Raw genomic sequence first — 15,634 nt, forward strand, 5'->3', positions numbered from 1 at the left:
GACAAAAAGTGCAAAACATTTTTTATTGAATGATGCGGGGGGATCGGGGCTATCCGCTATGTGACACCTGAACCCAGAACCGGCTGTATCGAGTCACCCGCAATGAGAAACCGCTTTCCAGCGCCGCAAGGGCAAGGTCGGTATTGTCGATGGGAAAAACGCCTGAAACTTTCGAATCGCCGATAGCCGGGTCGCAACGCAGTATCCCCACGCGATAGCGCGACAGCTCTGCCAACAAGGCATCCAATCGACGGTCGATGGCAATGATGCTGCCTTGTTGCCAGGCGCCGACCGACACGTCGTTGGCCCTTGGCCTGCCCAGCGCCTGGTCGCTGAAATCCAGCTGGTTGCCGGCATCGACCCGCATCGCGGGTCCGCCACTGCGCAAACTGACCTCGACGGCCTTTTCAAGCACTGCCACCTCGCCATGCTGGGCCTGGGCGCGGACGATAAAACGGGTTCCCAAGGCCAACACTTCGACTTGCTCTGTGACGACCTTGAAGGGGCGCTGCGAAGGATCGACTGCAGTCGTGACGATAATCTCGCCCCACAGCAGCCGTATAACGCGTTGTTTGCCATCGAAACGAACGTCGATCGACGTGTCGGTGTTGAGCAGTACGGTGCTGCCGTCCGCCAATTGGTACGCCCGCCGCTCGCCGATGCCGGTCCGGTAATCGCAACGCAAGTTCTGCGCGGTCTCGCTTCGCCAGCCCCACCACCCCAGGCAACCGGTGGTCGTGAGCAGCAAGGCGCTTCGCAACACTTGCCGTCGCGAACGGCCAAGAGGTTCGCTCAAGGTGGGAGCGGCCAATGCGCCCGGCACGCTGGCCATTTGTTCAGACACCGCCGCCATGCGTTGCCACGCCTGATCATGCAACGGATCCGCGGCCAACCAGGCCCGCCATCCGGCCCGATCCGCGTCCGCCGCGATACCGGAGTGCAGCCGGGCGTACCATTGCGCCGCGGCACGAATGGCTTGTAGTTGCTCGGGCGACAGGCTCATGCAAGCTGCAACTGGATCTGCATCAGGCAGCAGTGTTCCATGGCCTTGGCCATATGGTTATTGACCGTGCGCACGCTGACACCCAGGCGCTCGGCGATCTGCGGGTACGTCAGGCCGTTGAATTGCGACAGGATGAACACCTGCTTGACCCGCGGTCCCAGCCCTTGAAGCAGTCGATCGATTTCCATGAGGGCCTGGAACAGAATCGCCTGCTCCTCCAGCGACGGCTGCTGCCGTTCAGGCATGGCGGCCAGCGCATCCAGGTACGATTGCTCAAGGGAGCGGCGGCGAAAAAGATCAACCAGCAAGCCTTTGGCGATCATCGACAGATAGGGCCGCGGCTCGCGTATATCCAGGGCCGAGCGCGCCTTGATCACGCGAACGAACGTATCCTGGGCCAGATCAGCCGCATCGAACGTGTTACCAAGGCGCTTGCGCAACCAGCCTTGAAGCCAGCCGTGATGGTCGCAATACAAATCGTTGACGGCACTGCGTAAGAACAGATCGTTGGCGGACATGACAATGGAATAATTCGCGACTGATAATGAATCGCATTGTCATCGCAGCAACCGCCGCTTGGCAACCCAAACCTGCGCGGACGGTTCCTGCCCTGTCGCCCTGAGTCAGTGCACTGAATGGCTTTTCACCGTGCTCTCCACCAGATCCAGCATCTGCCCCAGCGCCCACGGCTTGGCGATGAACGAGGCGTGATGCTTGATCCCGGCGCTTTCCGGGGTCTCGTAGCCGGACATGATCAGCAGCGGAATCTGCGGCCAGCGATCCCCGGTCAGGTTCGCCAGGTCCGCTCCGTCCATTGCCCCGGGCATGGTGATGTCGGTGAGTAGCAGGTCCACGTAGTCGGCGCTTTCCTCAAGAAAGGTCAACGCCGAATCGGCGCTTTCCCGAGGCTCGACGACAAAACCTTCGTCCTCCAGGATTTCACAGAGAAACTCCAGGATGGTCGGGTCATCCTCAACAACGAGAATCAAACGTGTGGTCGCCTGTCCGTTGCCCTTCGGCATCGAATTCATGAAGTGACTCTCCCTGATTCCATTAACTTGCCTTGCGGTTTCACCCGCTCTGCAAGTTATGAGCGATGCCCTGGCGATAAATTCATTCTGCTTGCCCATGCAGGCGCCGGGCTGCCTCGCCAAGCGGGGGCTGCAACGCAGCGCAACGTTTTATCTGTATATCCATACAGATAAAGCTTGCCCCGGCGCTGATCCCTGACCATGCTAGCGCCCCATGAAACCTGCTCAGGAAGAGGCGTTATGCGGTTGTACCTGTGTGAAAAACCGTCCCAGGCCAAGGACATCGCCGCCGTGCTGGGCGCCACCCGGCGCGGCGATGGCTGCTGGCTGGGCGCGAACGTCACGGTCACCTGGTGCATCGGCCATCTGCTGGAAACCGCCCCGCCCGACGCCTACGACGCCCGCTACAAGCGCTGGGTGCTGGCCGACCTGCCCATCGTGCCGGTCCAATGGAAGATGACAGTCAAGCCGAAGACCGCCAGCCAGTACAAAGCGGTCAAGCGCCTGTTGGGTGAAGCCAAGGAACTGGTGATCGCCACGGATGCCGACCGCGAGGGCGAAATGATCGCCCGGGAGCTGGTGGAGCATTGCCGCTATCGCGGGCCCATCCAACGATTGTGGCTGTCGGCCCTGGACGAAGCGTCGATCCGCAAGGCCCTCGCCGCCCTCAAGCCGGGAGCGGAAACCTTCAACCTGTACCATTCGGCCCTCGGTCGCTCCCGGGCCGACTGGCTGATCGGCATGAACATGAGTCGCCTGTTCACATTGCTGGGACGCCAGTCCGGCTATCAGGGCGTCCTGCCGGTGGGCCGTGTGCAGACACCGACCCTGCGGCTGGTGGTGGATCGCGACCGCAGCATCGCCGATTTCGTACCGGTCGCCTACTGGGCCATCGACGTCCAGCTGAGCCACGCCGGCACGGCGTTCATCGCCCAGTGGCGCGCCGACCCGGATGCCTGCGACGACCAGGAACGCTGCCTGAACCAGGCCCTGGCCCGAGAGGCCGCCCAGGCCATGACCAACGCCGCCACCGCCCGGGTGGTCAAGGTGCGCACCGAACGCCTGCGCGAGGCGGCACCGTTGCCGTTCGACCTGGGCACCCTGCAGGAAGTCTGTTCGAAGAAGCTCGGCCTTGGCGCCCAGGAGACCTTGGACATCGCCCAATCGCTCTACGAAACCTACAAGCTCATCACCTATCCGCGCAGTGACTGCGGTTTCCTGCCCTTGAGCCAGCACAGCGAGGCGCCCGCCATCCTGGCCGCCCTCGCCCAGGCCGACCCGGGGCTCGCCCCGCTGCGTGATCACCTGCAGCCGCAGCGCAAGTCCCGGGCCTGGAACGACGCCAAGGTCAGTGCGCACCACGGCATCATTCCCACGGCGGCGGCGAAGAACCTCGACAAGCTCGTTGGCAAGCAACGTGCCGTCTACACGCTGATTCGCGCGCGTTACCTGGCGCAGTTCCTGCCCAACCATGAATACGACCGGACCCAGGCCGATTTCGATTGCGCCGGCCAAGACCTGCGGGCCGTGGGCAAGCAGATCATCGAACCCGGCTGGAAACGCGCCCTGCCCGAAGCCCTGGCGCCCGCACGAGGTCGCGAAGCACCGGCACCGCAAACCCTGCCCGCACTGGCCGAAGGTCAAGATTGCGCGGTGGACGAGGTGAAACCCAAGGACCTCTGGACCCAACCGCCCAAGCCATTCACCGAAGGCGACCTGATCAAGGCGATGAAAAACGTCGCCAAGCTGGTGGAGGATCCGCTGCTCAAGCAGAAACTCAAGGACACCACCGGCATCGGCACCGAAGCGACCCGGGCCTCGATCATCCAGGGCTTGCTCGACCGTGGCTACCTGGTGAAAAACGGCAAGGCCCTGTCCGCCACCCCGGCGGCCTTCAGCCTGATCGATGCGGTGCCGCGGGCGATCGCCGATCCCGGCACCACCGCCATCTGGGAACAGGCCCTGGACATGGTGCAAAGCGGCGAGATGAGCCTGGAAGAATTCGTCACGCGGCAAGCCGCCTGGATGAGCAAGCATGTGGCCCGCTGCCAAGGCATGAGCCTGACCATCAATGGCCCCGCCAGCCCCGCCGGGCGCGGGGCGGCGCCATGGAAGAAAAAACGCAAGCCGGCCAAGCGCAAGGCTGGCGGTGCACCGCGCAAGGCCAAGGCCAAGGCCACCTGAGCTGGAGAGTTCCTCTGTGGCGAGGGGATTTATCCCCGCTGGGTCGCGAAGCGGCCCCCTGCACTTCAACGCACGCATTGTGGTGGCAGTAATTTTTGGGGGCGCTTCGCACCCCAGCGGGGATAAATCCCCTCGCCACAAAGAGATCCCTCATTGAAGGAATAGGCCACCCAACCACAGCCACTTTTTCATACCCAAACCATTTTGTCCGACAATATGTAGTGACCAAAAATAATCACTACAAAACCGTTGACGCCTCCGATTTCGCCTTGCATGATGCAGACGTCTCCCCGATCGGGAGTACAGGCAAATGTTTGAGCAAGCTCGTCTGACCGCCGAGCTGTTTTTTTCGATAAGGGACTGCCCACAAGGCAGATTGAAGGTGCTGACCTGGCATGACCGTCCGGTGACAAGGACGAGAAACGCTGGCGATCAATCCTCATGACGCATGGGCTCGACTCCTCTAAAGTCGACACTGGCCTGAAGATTCTTCGCTGTTTCTCCTCGTTGTAGCGCATTTGCGTAGCAGCCCTTCGATTAACACTACACAACCGATGCACGAACCCGCTGAAGTCCAGCGGACGAACGCTGACGGCCTGATTTCGGTATCAGGCAGGCACTTACCGAACAGCGAAGTTTTGCGAACCACCAGACAGATCAACCAAATGGTCAAGGGGCTTACACATGAATCTGAACAATCAACCATCTATTGATGAACTGGCTCGCATGTTCGCAGCACACAAGGACAGCCTGGATAGCCATATCCTGTGGATTAGCAAGACCGGCCAGGTCCATATGGACTGCCTCTCGCCTTTCACCCAGGAAGACGAATTCGAAAAGCACCAGCAAGACTTGTGTGCCCGGCTGAAGATGTACCGTCGTGGCCAAGGCTACGTCGGCAAGAAAGCCGCCGCCGACAAAGACTTCATGGGCCGCGTGCTGCAAACGCTGACCCAGGCCTGGCAATCGGTTCAGCACTCGTCTGAGGTCCGGGTCATCGACCGCCTCTGCTGATACCCCACAAACAAAAAGGGCCCGTTCCTGAGTCAGGAGCGGGCCCTTTTTTTGTGCTACGGGAAACTAGAACACCGACCAGCCGATCCGCTGGCTGAGCAATTCCAGCGCGGCCATGCCGGCTAGGGAGTTGCCTGCCGCGTTGAGCTCCGGCGACCAGACGCAGACCGTGAACTGCCCAGGCACCACGGCGACGATCCCGCCGCCCACACCGCTCTTGCCCGGCAGGCCGACACGGTAGGCGAAGTTGCCCGCCTCGTCGTACAGCCCGCTGGTGGCCATGATGGAGTTGACTTGCTGGGTCTGACGAGCGCTGAGGATCTGCTCGCCGCTGTGCTTGCAGAAACCGTCATTGGCGAGGAAACAGAACGCCCGGGCCAGGTCGATGCAGTTCATTCGCAGCGCGCAATGGCTGAAGTAACTGCGCAGCACCGCTTCCACATCGTTATGGAAGTTGCCGAAGGACTGCATCAGGTAGGCCATCGCCGCATTGCGGGCCCGGTGTTGGTATTCCGACTCGGCGACCTTGCCGTCGACCATCACCTGGGGATTGCCCGACAGCCGTCGGACGAAATCGCGCATCGACAATGCCGGAGCGGCGAAGCGCGATTGGTTGATGTCACAGATCACCAGCGCGCCAGCGTTGATGAACGGATTACGCGGCCGACCGCGCTCGAATTCCAGTTGCACCAGGGAGTTGAAGGGCTGGCCGGACGGCTCATGGCCCAGGCGTTCCCAGATGGCCTCGCCGGAATGCTCGATCGCCTGCACCAGGCTGAACACCTTGGAAATACTCTGCACCGAGAACGGCGTTGCGGCGTCGCCCGCGCAATACATCTCGCCGTCATTGCTGTACACGGCAATGCCCAACTGATTGGCCGCCACGGTGCCGAGGGCGGGAATGTAGTTGGCCACCTTGCCCTGACCGATCAGGGGGCGAACCGCATCGAGGATCTCGTTCAACAGTGCTTGCATGCGCAGGGGTCCCGTCATTCCCCGTTCGAGTGCGGGGATACAGACGCTAGACGCTGGTCAGGCGAATCAGAGCACACTGCTTCATGAAATCGCCTAAATACATCTGTGGCGAGGGGATTTATCCCCGCTGGGTCGCGAAGCGGCCCAAACCAGCAACCTCGGTGTATCGGGCAAGACTCTGGACAGCGGGGGCCGCTTCGCAGCCCAACGGGGATAAATCCCCTCGCCACAAAAGCAGCGTCCGGCCCCATTAGGAAGTGATGCGGGCGCTAGTCGCGAAATCCGGCGGTCTATAGTCAATGATCAACCGGCAGGAGGTACACGATGCGCCAGATCATGCAAAAAGAACCCTGGTGGGCCGCGCCGCCCCAGCCCGGGCAGGATGAAAGCGAATTGGAATGGGGGTGGCTGGTGATCTACAGCGAAGGCGAACCGCGCTTCGAATTCATCAAGGAACGCCCTTCGGACGAACAGATCCGCCAGCGCAAGGGCTGCCGCGTCACGCTGGGGTCTGACTAGGCTCTGTACGAAATGTATCCGCACTCACCCATACTGCGTTGAAACGGCGCTCGGAATGCTCATGTACTCCAGTACACTCCGCTTCCTCGCCGCGTTTCGCCTTGTCTGGCTTTCGCGCGAACACATTTCATACAGACCCTAGGAACATCAAGGCGCAATGACAGGCAGCTCCGCCGGCCGATTGTCGAGGTCCGCTTCCACCAGGTTGCTGTCGATTTCCCCTGCCAGGTAATACACCGCGGCCATCACCCCGCTGAGGGGATGCTTGAGGGATTTGAACCAGGCTTCGTCAAACGCCGTGCTCAGGCTCTTGCGGATTTGCGCTTCCATTTCCGGCCGTTCGCCCTCATGGATCATTGCGCGAATGCCCGCCACGCCCACCGAAATCAGCGCCCCAGCCGCTTTCCCGGCCACCGCCGCCGCCGCGCCGGTAGCCCCTCGCGTGGCAAATTGCGCTTCGATTTTTTCACTGGTGCGTTGCGCCACCGTGGCGATCACCGCGTCCGACGGACCTGAACCGGTGTCGGCGGCCTTGTCGACATGGTCGATCAGCGCCGCATAGGCCGGCAATGTATCGAGCGGTTCGGTGTGGACCATTTCGTACAACGACGCATTGCGCGCCGCTGGCGGGCCGAGGTTGATGGCCCGGATGCCATGCAAGCGTCGGTTCATCAATTGCGCCGGGATGCGATGGCGCTGGGCAATCACCTGGACCTGTTGATTGAGCAGTTGCAGGTAATAACGTGTGGCGTTTGCCCTGATCGCTTCCGGATCGATTTCCAGCGCCACCGGCTCCAGCACTTGCTCGCGATACTGTTCCTGCAGGTACACCGCCAGGCGCCTGGCCGGGGAATCCGTCTCGCCCTTGGCGCTGGCTGAATACCAACTGACCTTCACGGCCATCCATTCCTGGGTCCAGTAGCTGCTGAACCACGGAATGAATGCAGCCTCGGTGCGCTCATACACCAGCACCCGCCAATGCTCCATCGAGCCGCGGGCATAAACCTGGGCCTGTTCGGTAGCGCTTTTCGACGCGGCGAGGATAAGTTGGTCGACCTGCCGCCAGGTATCCTGGGAAATCGCTGCCATGGCGACTTGCTGGCCGCGCTGTGACGTGGCGCACCCCGCCAGAACGAGCATCACGGCCAGCATCAGCGAACGCAGCACGATTGCGCCACCCGGGCACCAAGGGATTCATGGATTTGAGTATAGGCGCTGGAATCGAGTCGGTGCCCGGTGGCGAGGGTCGCAGCAGTTAGAACCGCGTGAAATGCGCGAATTGCCAGTCCTCCGCCGCGCCCTCCACCGTAGGCTTGGGGCTGGCGCCACTGGGTGTCCAGTCGGTGCGCTGGCCCACCAGCGTGCCCAGGTATGGCCGGGCGATTTCCAGCACGCGCTCATGGTCCATCTGTTCGGGCTCGACGATGCCGCGATCCGGATGCTCGATCGCCCAGACGATCCCCGACAGCACCCCCGCCGCCACTTGCAGGCTGGTGGCGTTGTTGAAGGGCACCAAGGCGCGGGCTTCGTCGATGCTCAACAGCGAGCCGAACCAGTAGGCATTCAAGTCATGCCCCATGAACAACACGCCCAGGGCATCGATCCCACCGCTGTCGATCTCACCGTTGAGGATGCGCTGCCGGGTTTGCGTCTGCCAGCCTCGACCGATGAGTTCGTGGACCGACAGCAACGCGTCATTGCAAGGGTGATAGGCGTAATGCAGGGTCGGCCGATAGACCAATTTGCGCTGCTCCTTGACGGTCAGCAAATCGGCCGTCGAAGCGGTTTCATGGTGGGTGATCATCAGGCCCACGCATGGGCCGCCCAGGGGTGTCCAGGTTTTTACCAGCACGCCGGCACTCGGCCGCTCCAGATAGATCGCGTTGCGGCTGCCAAAACGATGACGTCGGGCGGACGCCGGCCACGTACGTTCATGGCTGCCCCACCCTAGCTCCGCCGGCTGGCTGCCTTCGCTGATGAAACCTTCCACCGACCAGGTGTTGACGAACTCATCGTCCTCCTTGGGACGGTGGGATCGCTGGGTGTCACGCTCGGCAAAATGAATCACCTTGATCCCCAGTTCCATGCACAACCCGGCCCAGTCGACACCATCACGGGTCTCGGGTAACGGATGGCCCAGCTGCAAGGCCAGTTCCATCAGGCCGGCCTTGAGCAAATGCGTGATCAGGCCAGGGTTGGCGCCGTGGGCGACCACCGCTGTCGGCCCTCTGCCTAATTTCTTGCGCAACCCCAGCACCTGGTAGCGCAATGCGTAATTGGTGCGATGGGACGAGTCCAACCGTGGGTCGTTGTAGCCGCCGGCCCACGGCTCGACGCAGGTGTCCAGGTACAAGGCACCTTTGTCGAACGCATAGGCGATGACAGCCAGGGAACTGACTTCCACCGACAAGTTGACGATGAAATCACCGGGCTTGACGAAGCGGTCGAGGATTTGCACGAAGGTGTGCTCGGTCAGCGCCTTGCGAACAAAACGGATGCCCCGTTCCTTGAACCAGATGTTTTGCTCGATCACCGGGGCGATCACCGTGATCTGCTCGACCTTGATGTGATCCTGTCCCAGTAGCAGGGGCAACGTGGCCCGGGCGATGGAGCCGAAGCCGATGAAGACCAGATGACCGGTGAACGGGACCTGACGTTTCATGTGCCGCCTCCTTGGGAACGGTGTACCGCGCATGAAATAACCGAACGACGATCGATGCTACTTGCCAATACTGACAGGCGCGACGCAAGGTCCATCCCGCGCCGCGCCCTGCCCGTCTACGAAGTACCCAGCCCGCCGGACAAGTCTGCACCGGAGTGCGCCCGTTCGTGGGCCGGCGTGACGGTTGGCTCGTCTCGATGCTCGGTGGTCTTGCTCACCGTGTCGCGCACCGTTTCATAGCCCTCGCGAGCCTTTTGCCTGGCCTTGTCGGTCAACCCGGCGCTGGTCTTGCCCATCACGCGTTGCTCGGTGGAGGTGCTCGGCAAGGCCGCGCCCAGCATCGCCCCAAGGGCGATGCCCGCTGCCGCCATCATCAACGGTTGTTCCTTGAGCAAGCGGCTGAACTGATCGCCCAGGTCATGGGAACCCTGGGTCATGCGGTCTCCCGTTTCATGCGCACGGCTGCGGGCATGGCGAGCACCAGCGCTCAAATCATCGGCCAGGTGCGAGGCCTTGTCCTTGAGGTGATGGAAGCCTTCGCGCAAGGAGTCGGTGGTGTCGTGCAGATGATTCCTGGCACTGCCCAAGCCACTCGCAAGCCCCTCGCTCCATCCGCTGCCGTCCTGGTCTGGGCCGACGCGATAACCGACCCGGGGCGGGTGGTTCTGGCCGAGCATCAACCAACACAGGCCAACCGTCGTAAGCACAGTCGGCACCGGGTTGTTGCGCACCGTCGTGCCCAGGTTGCCGAAGAATTCCGCGCCATTGCCCTTCACCAGGCCCAGCGCCTGGTCGAGCATCTGCCCCGGTGTGAATTTGCTGCCCAGGGCATCGACGATGTCGCTGATATGGGCGCGCTGCTCATCGATCTCGCGCTCGATGGTCTCCGGGCTCTTTTGCGATTCGGTTTTGAATTCATCCTTCATGAGGCTTTCCTCCGCAGGGCTTCCTGATCTTTGTTCAAGGCGTCGAGCGTTCGGTCAGGCTTGAAATGGGACGGTTCGAATTGTTTCTTGCCGGATTGCACCATGACAAAACCGATGATCATCACCACGACGCCGACGATCAGCGCGGCCAGCCACGGCGCCATCATCGTGCTCAGGCCGTACACCACCGCCATCAGCAGGATGATGAAACCGGCCATCAGCACCATCGCGCCACCAGCGACCCCGGCGATGCCCGCTTTCAACGTGTTGAGGCTGGCCTGGAACTCCGCCTTGGCCAGTGCCAGTTCCTTGGTAAACAGCGAGGGGACTTCGTGGGTCAGTTGCCGAAGCAGCCCCACGACCGAAGCATCGTTTTCGGGCGCCGAGGTCCCGGTGGAACGCTGGATATCTGGGTCTGGTCGGTTCATCACAATTCTCCTCTGGTATTGGCCGAGTCCGGCAACGAACCGGTGGCGAAATCACTGGGATGGTCCTGGACGCTGGGTGAAGTCGGGGTGACGCCAGTGGCCAGCCCGCTGCTCGTGGCGGCGCCAGGACCGATCGGGTCAGGCACCGGGTCGAACGACTGGGCGCCGAACCCGCCGGCGGGGGGCGTCGAATGCCCGGCGGCGGGGTCGTCGACTTCGGTGGCAACCGGCGAGGTGCCGGCCTTGAGAAACCGCGACAGTCCGAACCCCACCGCGATGCTGCCGGCGAGGAACAAGCCAGGATTTTCCCGCGCCAGGCGAGACCCGTCGTGCAGCAACTGTTCGGCACTCTTGTTGCGCAGCTTGCTGGCCAGGCCGCTCATGCTATCGGCCATGTCCGCCAGGTAATGGGACACGCCAAGCGTGTCGTTGGCTTCGAGTTCCGACATGGCGGACTTGGCGCCGCGCGCCAGCGCATCGATCTGGTCCGCCGCGGTATCGCGGTATTGGCCGAAATGCGCATCGGCCCGTTCGCGGGCGCTGCCGATGGCTTCGTTCACGTCATCCTTGATGTTATGCAACGACTCTTCTGGTCGCCCATGGCCTGAAGTGTCGCTTTGTCGCTCGGGGTTATTGTCCGGGATAGTCATGTCTGTCCATCGCCTCCGTGATGAAAAACTCAACAACAGGCAATCGCTGTGCGATGCCCGATCAAGTGCCTCTCAGAACAAATGACGGGACGCGCGGGAGCTGAGTTCAAACGAGTTTGAAAGCTGGACGCTGGGTGGTCGTTGGGAGTGGTTTGAAGAATTTTTCTACACCGAACCCGTGGCGAGGGAGCTTGCTCCCGCTGGGGTGCGCAGCAGCCCCTATGATCGCGCCAGGTCCGAAAACCTAAGGCCTGCTGCGCAGTCCAACGGGAGCAAGCTCCCTCGCCACAAAAGCGGTTATGTCGCCATCAGGATTCCATCGTCGCCGCCTGGTTGCCACCCTGCTCGGCAATCTTCGACAGCTTCTCGTCAGTGGCTTTTTCTTCCTTGAGGGTCGCTAGCAGGAGTCCAACAACCTCATCGCCCAGGTTCAAATGCTTGGCCATGGCGATCAGCGTGCCGTAGCTGGCGATTTCATAATGCTCGACTTTTTGCGCCGCGCCGATCAGCCCCGCATCGAGCACCGCGCCTTTGTCTATTTCCTCGATCAACTCCTTGGACTCTTCCACCAGCCCTTCCATGGCGATGCACTTCATGCGCTTGAGCTTGATGCCTGCCACTTCCACCAGGGTGTCGATGCGTTCGATCTGTCCTTGGGTTTCTTCAAGGTGATCATTGAAGGCCTGCGCCAATAACGGGTTGGTGGTGGCCCGGGCCATGCGCGGCAAGGCGCGGGTGATCTGTTTTTCAGCGCTGTAGACATCGGACAGTTCGTGAATGAACAGGTCCGTCACGGTTTTTCTGGCCATCTGGATATCCTCCGATCAATGAACGGTGAAGCCGCGCTTCACCTGTTCAATCACTGACTCGGAGGGTTTTGCGGATGTTCAAGAAATCTGCGAACGCCTGGACAGAGGGCAGGCCGAGTGATTCAACCCAGCGCCGTGTCCAGGAACATCATCACCGCGAACCCCATCATCAACCCCAGGGTCGCCGGCGTTTCGTGGCCGTTGCGGTGGGTTTCCGGAATCACCTCGTGGGACACCACGAAAATCATCGCCCCCGCCGCCAGCCCCAGGCTGATGGGGTAAGCCACGGCCACGCCAGAGGACATGCCCAGGCCGATCACCGCGCCCAGGGGCTCCATCAATCCCGAGCCGACCGCAATCAACGCAGCGCGCAAGGTACTGATGCCGGTGACGCGCAACGCCATGGCAATGGCGAGGCCTTCGGGGATGTCCTGGATGGCGATGGCGGTGGTCAGGGGCAGGCCGACCTTGAAGTCGCCATTGGCGAAACTGACGCCGATGGCCATGCCTTCCGGCAGGTTGTGTAGCGTGATCGCCAGGACAAACAACCAGACCCGGTTGATACGCTTGGCCTCGGGACCGCGTCGGCCACTCAGCTCATGCTCATGGGGCACGAAACGGTCGAGACCGATCATCAGCAGGACGCCCAGCCCCAAACCGATGACCACGACAAGGGCGGCGAGCAACTGGTTACCGCAGATGACCTGCGCGGCATCGATGCCCGGCAGGATCAACGAGAACGAACTGGCCGCCAGCATCATCCCGGCAGCGAACCCCAACATGATGTCCTGGGTGCGCGACGAGATATCGCGCAACACCACCGCCATCACCGCGCCCAATGCCGTAGCGGCGAAACCGGAGGTACCGCCGAGCACCGCATAACCCAGGTTCTGGCGGTTGGCCCCCACCAGCGCGTTGTAGCCGCTGTAGAGCAGCAGCGCGGCGACCAGCGCCAATCCGAGCCAGAAGGTCAGCCCCAGCAGCAGGTTGTTTTGCACGGGATCGAGCCAGGTACGCCAGGGCGATCGGATCCGGGAGGTGGGCTGGTCCATCGAATGTCCTTGTTGATTTAACCGCACGGTGCCTGATCGTCACCCGCAACCAAAGGAACGATCAAGCAATATGTTCGGGCGAGGGAGCCAGGCCCCCTCGCCAGTGCCTCACAGCTTCTCGTTCTGCATCCCCGCGCCCAGGTCCGCGCCCGTCGTGGGGTTGCTTTCCGGGTTGGACATCGTCCGCGCCTTCATGTCCATCAGCAACGCTTCGTCCTTTTCGCTCAACTGCACACTGGCCAGGCCATCGCCGCCATCGACCGCCGGCGTCGGGTTCTCGACAAACTCCCAATCATCGCCCTGGTTCCAGGGACCGCGCACCGAAGGCTCGCCCTGGGACATGTTGAAGTACACGTTGGTGAACTCCGGCATGCCAGGCAATTTGCCTTGGGGGAAGTTGGGCTGGATAGCGTGCAGGGCTTTCTCGAACGACAACTGGTGCGCGATTTCGCGCGTCATCAAGAAGCCCAGGGCTTCTTTCACACCGGGGTCGTCGGTGACGTTCATCAACCGCTCATAGACGATTTTCGCCCGGGCCTCCGCAGCGATGTTCGAACGCATGTCTGCGGTCGGTTCGCCAATCGTGTCGATGTAGGCCGCGGTCCACGGCACGCCCGCCGAGTTGGTCAGCGGCGAACCGGCCCCATACAGCACGCTGGTGATATGGGAGTCGTTGCCCGCACCATTGATCTCGCGATACAGCTGGCCTTCCTGCTCGACGCCTTCGGCCATCTTGCCCTTGGCGCCCTTGTTCAGCATGACGATGATCGAGCCGATCACCTCCAAGTGACTGAGCTCCTCGGTGGCGATGTCCATCAGCAGATCCTTGCGGCCCGGATCATCTTCGGACAGGGCCTGGGTGAAATAACGCGATGCGGCCGCCAATTCACCCTGGGCGCCACCAAACTGTTCCAGCAACAGGTTTGCAAGGCCTGGATTGGGCTCGGCGACACGCACGGTATATTGCAATCGCTTATTGTGAATAAACATGATTGAACTCCTCGGTCAGGACACAGTTCATGGGAACCCTGCCGACGACAGGCCCATGACAGTCAGAAGAAGTTAATGAAATAAAATTTATTTTTTATTCACGGCGCAAGACGAATGGTCGTTGCATCGCTGCATAACCAACACACGCCTTAGTTGTGAATAGTCAAGCGAAGCCGGGCATGACATGCCCGACTTTATATACACTTACATGCATTCGACGTTACAGGCCCCATGTCAATGACATGGGGCCTGCGGACCACGGGACATTACGAATTACGACCGCCGCCGTGGCTGTTTTCCCCGCCTTTCTTACCGGCTTCGGAAGCCTTTTCCCGGTCATTGGCAAAGTTGCCACCGGAGGCCTGGCCACCTTTGCGGCCCGCTTCCGAGGCCCGTTCAGGGTCATTGGCAAAATTGCCACCCGAGGCTTGCCCGCCCTTGCGCCCGGCCTCTGCGGCACGTTCCGGATCGTTGGCAAAATTGCCACCGGACATGTGGCCACCCTTACGGCCAGCCTCGGCTGCGCGTTCCGGATCATTGGCGAAGTTGCCGCCCGATGCCTGGCCGCCTTTCTTGCCGGCTTCAGATGCTTTCTCACGATCGTTAGCGAAATTGCCAGGGTTGTTATTACCTGTATTTGCCATTTCATTCACCTCGTTAGTTGCTATTTGCGAACCCTGTTGGCTCGTATTTATTCGGAAAACATGACGCATTCAAGGTTTGAAGAAAGTTCTTCAAACGGCGACGAACGGTAGCGACCTCTATTTATATACCGCTGCGCTCGCGATGAATTGAAATTAACTATCACCCAAGCGGCGGTTAATATGTGGGAGCGAGCCTGCTCGCGAAGGCAAGTTACCAGTCAGTAGGATATTGATAACTTCCAACTGCTTTCGCGAGCAGGCTCGCTCCCACACTTGTCTCTTACATACAGTGAAAAACAGTGCGTGTCTTTCCACGCTGTCCGCCAAGGGCCGAGTGGCGCCGGCACCCCACTGCACCGGTCTCGTCACCCCGGCCTCGCGCCGTTCCAGGAAGCCAAAACTCGCGGGCTGCCGGTGTTGTCTTGCACCACCGCACTGACCGGCTTGCGGTGTCCGGACACCCTGTCGCCGATGCCCGGATAAAGCGATGTTCACGGTGAAATCGGGTCGCTGGCCGGGAACGTTTCCTCCAGCGCTTCATCCAGCTGGTTGTTAGTGATGTCCCTTTCGCCGACCTTGCCACTGTGCTCGCAATGGCAATCCGGCGCCGGGCACGGTTCTCCATTGGGGTGTTGCTCGGCGCAGGCCTGACTGCAATAAGCCTCGCCGTCATGGTTGAACACCCTATCGGGATCGACATCGCAGTGGCAGCCGGGGCAGCCACACTTCAATTCGCTCATGATCCTT

The 15,634-nt window shown here is 61.2% G+C and carries 18 protein-coding genes; 4 read left to right on the top strand and 14 right to left on the bottom strand.

Going from position 1 to position 15,634, the window contains the following annotated elements; genetic code table 11:
• Positions 1–49 precede the first annotated feature (49 nt).
• The 3 genes from Q7C33_RS23820 to Q7C33_RS23830 all read right to left on the bottom strand — a co-directional run bounded on the left by Q7C33_RS23820 (position 50) and on the right by Q7C33_RS23830 (position 2,034).
• Positions 50–1,003, bottom strand: coding sequence for a FecR domain-containing protein (locus tag Q7C33_RS23820; RefSeq protein WP_334597357.1), 954 nt, complete (start codon positions 1,001–1,003; stop codon positions 50–52).
• Positions 1,000–1,521, bottom strand: coding sequence for a sigma-70 family RNA polymerase sigma factor (locus tag Q7C33_RS23825; RefSeq protein ID WP_030137936.1), 522 nt, complete (start codon positions 1,519–1,521; stop codon positions 1,000–1,002). Before Q7C33_RS23825 ends, Q7C33_RS23820 begins: the two co-directional genes overlap by 4 nt.
• A 105-nt stretch (positions 1,522–1,626) precedes the next feature.
• Positions 1,627–2,034, bottom strand: coding sequence for a response regulator (locus tag Q7C33_RS23830; protein ID WP_030137935.1), 408 nt, complete (start codon positions 2,032–2,034; stop codon positions 1,627–1,629).
• Between the two features lie 240 nt (positions 2,035–2,274).
• Between Q7C33_RS23830 and Q7C33_RS23835 the strand changes: the two genes are divergently transcribed.
• Positions 2,275–4,218: a DNA topoisomerase III gene (locus tag Q7C33_RS23835; protein WP_407684261.1), complete on the top strand. Its 1,944-nt coding sequence runs from the start codon at positions 2,275–2,277 to the stop codon at positions 4,216–4,218.
• Positions 4,219–4,902: 684 nt separating this feature from the next.
• Complete coding sequence (locus tag Q7C33_RS23840) at positions 4,903–5,232, top strand: hypothetical protein (protein ID WP_030137933.1); 330 nt, start codon at positions 4,903–4,905, stop codon at positions 5,230–5,232.
• 66 nt (positions 5,233–5,298) lie between these two features.
• Here the strand turns inward: Q7C33_RS23840 and glsB are convergent, their stop codons facing one another.
• A complete protein-coding gene (glsB, locus tag Q7C33_RS23845; protein WP_030137932.1) occupies positions 5,299–6,207 on the bottom strand; it encodes a glutaminase B in 909 nt (302 codons plus the stop codon).
• Positions 6,208–6,531: 324 nt separating this feature from the next.
• Between glsB and Q7C33_RS23850 the strand changes: the two genes are divergently transcribed.
• Positions 6,532–6,726, top strand: a complete 195-nt coding sequence (locus Q7C33_RS23850) for a hypothetical protein (protein ID WP_198798150.1) — start codon at positions 6,532–6,534, stop codon at positions 6,724–6,726.
• Positions 6,727–6,873: 147 nt separating this feature from the next.
• Here the strand turns inward: Q7C33_RS23850 and Q7C33_RS23855 are convergent, their stop codons facing one another.
• From Q7C33_RS23855 to Q7C33_RS23895, 9 genes are all read right to left on the bottom strand, one after another.
• Positions 6,874–7,893: a hypothetical protein gene (locus Q7C33_RS23855; RefSeq protein WP_198798151.1), complete on the bottom strand. Its 1,020-nt coding sequence runs from the start codon at positions 7,891–7,893 to the stop codon at positions 6,874–6,876.
• An 88-nt stretch (positions 7,894–7,981) separates the two neighbouring features.
• Entirely contained in the window at positions 7,982–9,388 is a 1,407-nt protein-coding gene (locus Q7C33_RS23860) for a saccharopine dehydrogenase C-terminal domain-containing protein (RefSeq protein WP_407684262.1), read from the bottom strand.
• A 116-nt stretch (positions 9,389–9,504) separates the two neighbouring features.
• On the bottom strand, positions 9,505–10,314 hold the full coding sequence (locus tag Q7C33_RS23865) for a DUF3618 domain-containing protein (RefSeq protein WP_030139708.1): 810 nt from the start codon (positions 10,312–10,314) through the stop codon (positions 9,505–9,507).
• Complete coding sequence (locus Q7C33_RS23870; protein WP_198798153.1) at positions 10,311–10,742, bottom strand: phage holin family protein; 432 nt, start codon at positions 10,740–10,742, stop codon at positions 10,311–10,313. Before Q7C33_RS23870 ends, Q7C33_RS23865 begins: the two co-directional genes overlap by 4 nt.
• The gene (locus Q7C33_RS23875; protein ID WP_030140937.1) at positions 10,742–11,392 is read right to left on the bottom strand and encodes a hypothetical protein; all 651 of its coding nucleotides are present in this window, start codon (positions 11,390–11,392) and stop codon (positions 10,742–10,744) included. Before Q7C33_RS23875 ends, Q7C33_RS23870 begins: the two co-directional genes overlap by 1 nt.
• Positions 11,393–11,700: 308 nt before the next feature.
• Positions 11,701–12,201 (bottom strand): YciE/YciF ferroxidase family protein, encoded by a 501-nt coding sequence (locus tag Q7C33_RS23880; protein ID WP_030139706.1) that lies wholly within the window; start codon positions 12,199–12,201, stop codon positions 11,701–11,703.
• 122 nt (positions 12,202–12,323) lie between these two features.
• Positions 12,324–13,253, bottom strand: coding sequence for a ZIP family metal transporter (locus Q7C33_RS23885; protein WP_198798154.1), 930 nt, complete (start codon positions 13,251–13,253; stop codon positions 12,324–12,326).
• Between the two features lie 108 nt (positions 13,254–13,361).
• A complete protein-coding gene (locus Q7C33_RS23890) occupies positions 13,362–14,243 on the bottom strand; it encodes a manganese catalase family protein (RefSeq protein ID WP_030139704.1) in 882 nt (293 codons plus the stop codon).
• Positions 14,244–14,509: 266 nt separating this feature from the next.
• On the bottom strand, positions 14,510–14,887 hold the full coding sequence (locus Q7C33_RS23895) for a general stress protein (RefSeq protein ID WP_033864476.1): 378 nt from the start codon (positions 14,885–14,887) through the stop codon (positions 14,510–14,512).
• Between the two features lie 303 nt (positions 14,888–15,190).
• Here Q7C33_RS23895 and Q7C33_RS23900 point away from each other — a divergent pair, with 303 nt between their 5' ends.
• On the top strand, positions 15,191–15,370 hold the full coding sequence (locus Q7C33_RS23900) for a hypothetical protein (RefSeq protein ID WP_148289956.1): 180 nt from the start codon (positions 15,191–15,193) through the stop codon (positions 15,368–15,370).
• An 8-nt stretch (positions 15,371–15,378) separates the two neighbouring features.
• On the opposite strand, the gene Q7C33_RS23905 is transcribed toward Q7C33_RS23900, so the two are convergent.
• Positions 15,379–15,627, bottom strand: coding sequence for a metallothionein (locus Q7C33_RS23905; RefSeq protein WP_030139702.1), 249 nt, complete (start codon positions 15,625–15,627; stop codon positions 15,379–15,381).
• Between the last annotated feature and the right edge of the window lie 7 nt (positions 15,628–15,634).

It is taken from the genome of Pseudomonas sp. BP11-1-1, from assembly GCF_052112105.1.
In the GTDB taxonomy this organism is placed as follows: Bacteria; Pseudomonadota; Gammaproteobacteria; order Pseudomonadales; family Pseudomonadaceae; genus Aquipseudomonas; species Aquipseudomonas alvandae.

What these genes read in the sequence shown, in the direction of transcription:
- Q7C33_RS23820 (WP_334597357.1), bottom strand. Translation starts at nt 1,003, where the DNA reads ATGAGCCTGTCGCCCGAGCAACTACAAGCCATTCGTGCCGCGGCGCAA.
- Q7C33_RS23825 (WP_030137936.1), bottom strand. Translation starts at nt 1,521, where the DNA reads ATGTCCGCCAACGATCTGTTCTTACGCAGTGCCGTCAACGATTTGTAT.
- Q7C33_RS23830 (WP_030137935.1), bottom strand. Translation starts at nt 2,034, where the DNA reads ATGAATTCGATGCCGAAGGGCAACGGACAGGCGACCACACGTTTGATT.
- Q7C33_RS23835 (WP_407684261.1), top strand. Translation starts at nt 2,275, where the DNA reads ATGCGGTTGTACCTGTGTGAAAAACCGTCCCAGGCCAAGGACATCGCC.
- Q7C33_RS23840 (WP_030137933.1), top strand. Translation starts at nt 4,903, where the DNA reads ATGAATCTGAACAATCAACCATCTATTGATGAACTGGCTCGCATGTTC.
- glsB (WP_030137932.1), bottom strand. Translation starts at nt 6,207, where the DNA reads ATGCAAGCACTGTTGAACGAGATCCTCGATGCGGTTCGCCCCCTGATC.
- Q7C33_RS23850 (WP_198798150.1), top strand. Translation starts at nt 6,532, where the DNA reads ATGCGCCAGATCATGCAAAAAGAACCCTGGTGGGCCGCGCCGCCCCAG.
- Q7C33_RS23860 (WP_407684262.1), bottom strand. Translation starts at nt 9,388, where the DNA reads ATGAAACGTCAGGTCCCGTTCACCGGTCATCTGGTCTTCATCGGCTTC.
- Q7C33_RS23865 (WP_030139708.1), bottom strand. Translation starts at nt 10,314, where the DNA reads ATGAAGGATGAATTCAAAACCGAATCGCAAAAGAGCCCGGAGACCATC.
- Q7C33_RS23870 (WP_198798153.1), bottom strand. Translation starts at nt 10,742, where the DNA reads ATGAACCGACCAGACCCAGATATCCAGCGTTCCACCGGGACCTCGGCG.
- Q7C33_RS23875 (WP_030140937.1), bottom strand. Translation starts at nt 11,392, where the DNA reads ATGACTATCCCGGACAATAACCCCGAGCGACAAAGCGACACTTCAGGC.
- Q7C33_RS23880 (WP_030139706.1), bottom strand. Translation starts at nt 12,201, where the DNA reads ATGGCCAGAAAAACCGTGACGGACCTGTTCATTCACGAACTGTCCGAT.
- Q7C33_RS23885 (WP_198798154.1), bottom strand. Translation starts at nt 13,253, where the DNA reads ATGGACCAGCCCACCTCCCGGATCCGATCGCCCTGGCGTACCTGGCTC.
- Q7C33_RS23890 (WP_030139704.1), bottom strand. Translation starts at nt 14,243, where the DNA reads ATGTTTATTCACAATAAGCGATTGCAATATACCGTGCGTGTCGCCGAG.
- Q7C33_RS23895 (WP_033864476.1), bottom strand. Translation starts at nt 14,887, where the DNA reads ATGGCAAATACAGGTAATAACAACCCTGGCAATTTCGCTAACGATCGT.
- Q7C33_RS23905 (WP_030139702.1), bottom strand. Translation starts at nt 15,627, where the DNA reads ATGAGCGAATTGAAGTGTGGCTGCCCCGGCTGCCACTGCGATGTCGAT.